Genomic DNA, 4,990 nt, shown 5'->3' with positions numbered 1-4,990 from the left:
GGCAGGACGGGCACACCGAGGCGGCCGAGGTCGTGCCGCAGCCCGCGCACGGCGCCGGCAGCAGCAGGTCGGTGAGCGTGACGCGCAGGTCGGACCACATCGGGCGAGCCTGCCCGGCCGGACCGACGGCCTGGGTCGGCACCGGCCCGGCTGTGGACGGGCCGGCACCCCCTGGCCCGCTGTGGATGACGGCCCGCTGGGGACGGTCAGCCCGGGTAGGTCGGTGCGGTGCCGGGCCCTTCCTTGAACCAGGTGCCGTCCTCCCGCAGCCGGTAGATCTCGTTCTTCTTCGTCGCCGCGATCGCGGGCTGCCCGAAGGTGACGCTCACCTCGGTCATCCCGGGCGGGGGCGTGCCGGCGAACGGTTCGATCGGCCCGCTGAGGGAGACCTCGAACGGCTGCACCTGCGCGTTGGGCGGGGCGGCGAGCACCACCAGGTGTCCCGGGTCGGCCCAGTCCACCGAGCGCGGATCCGAGAGCGCAGCGGCCATCCGGCGCGGGGCCGCGATGCGCAGTCCGCTCGCGCTCTCCGACGCCTGCGCGATGTAGACCTGGGCGCCCTCGATCGTGTCGAGCACCATGGCGACCCGGACCCCGTCCGCGGCCACCCGCAGCCGGGAGATCTGCCGGGCCTCGAACCCGCTCGAGGCGACCCGCAACGCTTCTCCGGTCGGCGGATAGCGGCGCACCACGGTCGATCTGGCGACGCCCTCGACGACCCACAGGTCGCCGTCGCCGTCGAAGGAGAGCGAGCGCAGGTTCACCCCGCGGGCGCGGACCGTGAGTTCCTTGGGCTGGTCGGCGCGCGCGGTCCACAGGGTCGTCCGGTCCTCCGAGATACCGGCCAGCAGGCCGACCCCACCCGGGGCGACCGCGATCTCGGCCAGCTCGGTCTCGGCCGGGAGCGGGCCGGGGCTGACGCCCAGCCCCACGGTGAAGGCGGCACCGTCGCGGACGAAGTACGCGGGCGGCGGCGGCGGGCGGAGGTCGGCGGGCAGATAGGGGACGACGTCCTGGCGGCGCAGGGTCGTGTTCCCGGCGTCCCCGAAGGACAGCGCCGGCTGCCCGGCGGCGCGGATCTCCACCTGGTTGATTTCCGGGTCCTGGGTCAGCGTCATCACGATCTGAGCCAGCATCAGATCTCGTGCGACACCTTCGATCGGCACCGACTCCGGAGTCAGCCGCACCAGCGCCACTCCGGAGAGGATGGTGACCGGTTCGGCCAGCTCGGCCCCGCTCGGAGCCGCGGTCATCGCGACAGCGCTCAGCCACCGGGAAGGACCGCGCAGCAGGGACTCCACCCTCGCGGTCGGCGAGACCTGGGTGCGCGCGGTGTAGACCGGGTCCGGCACCAGCACGGAGGTTCGCGGCGGCCGGGCGATGAAGTAGTTGTCGATCTGGCGGTACTCGCGCTCGAAGTCCTGCTGCGAGACCAGGAGCCCCGGCGGCGGGCTCGCGATCCGCCAATCGACGCCCATCCGGGCCAACTGGAACGACACCTGGACGGCGCGCTTGCTGGATTCGGCCAGGTAGACCCCCTGGTAGTCCACCCGGCCGACGGCCCGGGTCGCGAGCACCACACGGTCGCCGGTGCGCTCGACCAGCGAGAACTCGTCCTGGTCATAGATGGTGATCTCGCGCGCGGCCCAGCGAGCCGATCCGTCCGGGGTCAGGAACTTGCGCGCCGTCGCGAAGCCCTCCTCGGTGGTGCCGGAGGCCTCCAGAAAACCGGAGACGATCGAGATCTGGCTGTCCGCCGGGCGCGGGCCCTGCGCGATCACCCGCACCTGCGGCACGGACTGCGCGGGGGCGCCCTGGGCCTTGACCGTCTCCGGGTCGCCGGTGGTCGGGATGTCCGCACACCCGGACAGCACCGAGGACAGGGCCGCCGAGAGCGCGACCAACGCGATCAGAGTTCGCCTAGACATCGGGCCCCCGTCCGGCGTGCTGCAGATCCTCGGGAGTGCCCGCCGGGTCCGTCCCGGCCGCGACGCCGCGGTCAGGGGGCTCCAGCGGCAGCGGCGAGGTGCTCAACACCTTGCCCTCGATCCGCGGCACCGTGAGGCGGAACTGGGCCCCGGCCCGGGGCTCGCCCCAGGCCTGCAGCCAGCCGCCGTGCAGCCGGGCGTCCTCGCGGGAGATCGACAGGCCCAGTCCGGTGCCACCGCTGCGCCGGGTGCGCGAGGGGTCGGCCCGCCAGAACCGGTTGAAGGCCAGCGAGGCCTCCCCCGGCCGCAGCCCGACGCCGTGGTCGCGGACCGCGATCGCGACCGCGGTCTCGTCGGCGGCCACCCGGACCTGGACGTCCCGGCCCTCCCCGTGCTCGAGGGCATTCAGCAGCAGGTTGCGCACGATCCGCTCGATCCGGCGGCTGTCCACCTCGGCGATGCACTCCTGCTCCGGCAGGTCGAGCCGGATTCGGCTGCTGTACTGCTCGCTCGCGATCGGCTCGGTGGCCTCGACGACCCGGCGGACCACGTCACGCAGGTCGACCGGGTCGGCGTCGAGAACCGCGGCGCCCGCGTCGAACCGGCTGATCTCCAACAGCTCGGTCAGCATGGACTCGAACCGCTCGACCTGAGCGTGCATCAGTTCCGCGGAGCGGGCCACCGGGGCGGCGAAGTCGCCGCGGGAGGAATGCAGGACGTCCGCCGCCATCCGGATCGTGGTGAGCGGCGTGCGCAGCTCGTGCGAGACATCGGAGACGAACCTGCGCTGCAGCCGGGACAGGTCCTCCAGCTGACGGATCTGGCGGGCCAACGCGGAGGCCATCTCGTTGAACGAGGAGGCCAGCCGGGCCAGTTCGTCCTCGCCCTTCTCGGTCATCCGCTCAGAGAGCCGACCGGACGCGAGACGTTCGGCCACCTTCGCGGCGGCGCGGACCGGGCGGACCACACTGCGGGCGACCAGGAACGCGATCGCGGCCAGGAGCAAGGTCATCGCCCCGCCGCCGAGGATCAGGCGACCGCGGACCAGGTTGACCGTCTTCCGCTCCTCGGTCAGCGGGAAGACGAAGTAGAGCTGGTAGGACCCGGCGTCACCGGCGAGACGTAGCTGCTGACCGACCGCGAGTCCGGGGTCGGTGTCTCGGCTGGGGGCCGGGCAGGGGTCGCCGAGCTCGCCGTAGCAGAGCGGGACGAACCTGGAGATCACGGTGTCCGGCTGGTCGGAGAGCACCTGGACCAGCGAGCTCGGGATGGTGTTGACCCCGACCCCGGTGATGCGCAGACCACGGCCGGCCGGCGTCGTGGTGTCGGTGGCCGGCGAAGGCATGAGGACGACGTCGTACAGGTCGGTGCTACCGGCCTGCCGGCCGAGGTCGAAGACCACCTGGGTGAGCAACTGCCCCGGGTCGGCCTGGCCCGCCTCCTCGGTGGTCAGCTGTGCCTTGGCACTCTGGAAACCGGCCTCGGCCCGGGCCAGCGACGCCGCCACCTTCGCGTCGAGCAGGCCGTCCCGGACCCCGGTGAGCACCAGTTGGCCGACGACCACGAGGACCGCCACCGAGAGCACCAGGGTGGCGCCGACCACCCGGAACAGAATCGACCGACGCCAGGTACGCAGCACCCGGCGGACGGCCTGGCGGATGCCGGACCACACCCGCCTGGGCGCTCCCCGCGCCGCCGCGGTGCTGTTCATGTCTTACGCGGGCCCCGCCTTGTAACCGACGCCGCGCACGGTGACGACGATCTCGGGGCGCTCCGGGTCGTGCTCGATCTTCGAGCGCAGGCGCTGCACGTGCACGTTCACCAGCCGGGTGTCCGCCGCATGCCGGTAGCCCCAGACCTGCTCGAGCAGCACCTCACGGGTGAAGACCTGCCAGGGCTTGCGGGCCAGGGCGACCAGCAGGTCGAACTCCAGCGGGGTCAGTGCGATCGCCATCCCGGCCCGCTTGACCGAGTGCCCGGCGACGTCGATCTCCAGGTCGGCGATGCTCAGCGAGGCCGGGGTCGGGTCCTCCTGACGGCGCAGCCGGGCCCGGACCCGGGCTACCAGCTCCTTGGGCTTGAACGGCTTGACCACGTAATCGTCCGCACCGGACTCCAGACCCAACACCACGTCAATGGTGTCGGTCTTGGCGGTGAGCATGACGATCGGGACGCCGGATTCCGCGCGCAGCGCGCGGCAGACGTCGATGCCGTCCCGGCCCGGGAGCATCAGATCGAGCAGCACCAGGTCGGGCTTGAACTCGCGGAAGGCGGCCAGCGCCTGGTCCCCGTCGCCGCAGACGAAGGGCTCGAAGCCCTCACTGCGCAGCACGATGGTGAGCATTTCGGCCAGGGCGGTGTCGTCATCGACCACCAGTACGCGACCCTTCATGCGCCCATCGTTGCATCGAAAGCTTGGTTTTGCGCTCGTCAGACGTGTCGTCACATCTCCATGACGCGCAGCAGGCCCTCCCGGTTGACAGGGCGGACCACCCCGACCTCGGTCACCAGCGCGGTCACCAGGCTCGGAGGCGTCACGTCGAAGGCGGGATTGAACGCGGTGGTGCCCGGCGGGGCGACCTCGACGCCGGCGTGCCGGGTGACCTCCTCGGCCGCGCGCTGCTCGAGCGGGATCGCGGCGCCGTCCGGAGTGGTCAGGTCGACGCTGCTCCGCGGCGCCACCACCACGAACGGGATCCCGTGATGGGCGGCGAGCACCGCCAGGGAGTAGGTGCCCACCTTGTTCGCGACCGAGCCGTCAGCGGCGACCCGGTCGGCCCCGGTGATGATCAGGTCGACCTGGCCCGAGGCCATCAGCGCGGCCGCGGCGGAGTCCGGCAGCACGCTGTGCGGGAGGCCGTTGCGCCGCGCCTCGTAGGCGGTCAGGCGCGAACCCTGCAGCAGCGGTCGGGTCTCGTCCACCCAGAGCTGGACCAGACGGCCGGCCCGGTGCGCGGCGAGCGCGACCGCGAACGCGCTGCCGGTCCCACCGACCGCGAGAGCCCCGGTGTTGCAGTGGGTGAGGATGCGCGCCCCGGCCGGCACCAGCGTCAGGCCATGGG

The 4,990-nt window shown here is 72.4% G+C and carries 4 protein-coding genes; all 4 read right to left on the bottom strand.

Features of this window, described 5'->3' with window-relative positions; genetic code table 11:
• Positions 1-206: 206 nt before the first annotated feature.
• Positions 207-1,928, bottom strand: coding sequence for an LpqB family beta-propeller domain-containing protein (locus tag H0X00_RS21505; protein ID WP_293774689.1), 1,722 nt, complete (start codon positions 1,926-1,928; stop codon positions 207-209).
• Complete coding sequence (gene mtrB / locus H0X00_RS21500; RefSeq protein WP_293774688.1) at positions 1,921-3,639, bottom strand: MtrAB system histidine kinase MtrB; 1,719 nt, start codon at positions 3,637-3,639, stop codon at positions 1,921-1,923. The genes H0X00_RS21505 and mtrB overlap by 8 nt, the downstream gene beginning before the upstream one ends.
• Before the next feature lie 3 nt (positions 3,640-3,642).
• Complete coding sequence (gene mtrA, locus H0X00_RS21495) at positions 3,643-4,320, bottom strand: MtrAB system response regulator MtrA (RefSeq protein ID WP_293774685.1); 678 nt, start codon at positions 4,318-4,320, stop codon at positions 3,643-3,645.
• 50 nt (positions 4,321-4,370) lie between these two features.
• A partial coding sequence (locus tag H0X00_RS21490) for an S-methyl-5-thioribose-1-phosphate isomerase (RefSeq protein WP_293774682.1) occupies positions 4,371-4,990 on the bottom strand: 620 nt, incomplete at its 5' end.

Source organism: Sporichthya sp., from assembly GCF_013815995.1.
Classification (GTDB): domain Bacteria; phylum Actinomycetota; class Actinomycetes; order Sporichthyales; family Sporichthyaceae; genus Sporichthya.
This window is presented reverse-complemented; position numbering and strand designations above follow the sequence as displayed.

Excerpts from the sequence above, each read along its gene's own strand:
- mtrA (WP_293774685.1), bottom strand. The coding sequence starts at position 4,320 with ATGAAGGGTCGCGTACTGGTGGTCGATGACGACACCGCCCTGGCCGAA.
- H0X00_RS21505 (WP_293774689.1), bottom strand. The coding sequence starts at position 1,928 with ATGTCTAGGCGAACTCTGATCGCGTTGGTCGCGCTCTCGGCGGCCCTG.
- mtrB (WP_293774688.1), bottom strand. The coding sequence starts at position 3,639 with ATGAACAGCACCGCGGCGGCGCGGGGAGCGCCCAGGCGGGTGTGGTCC.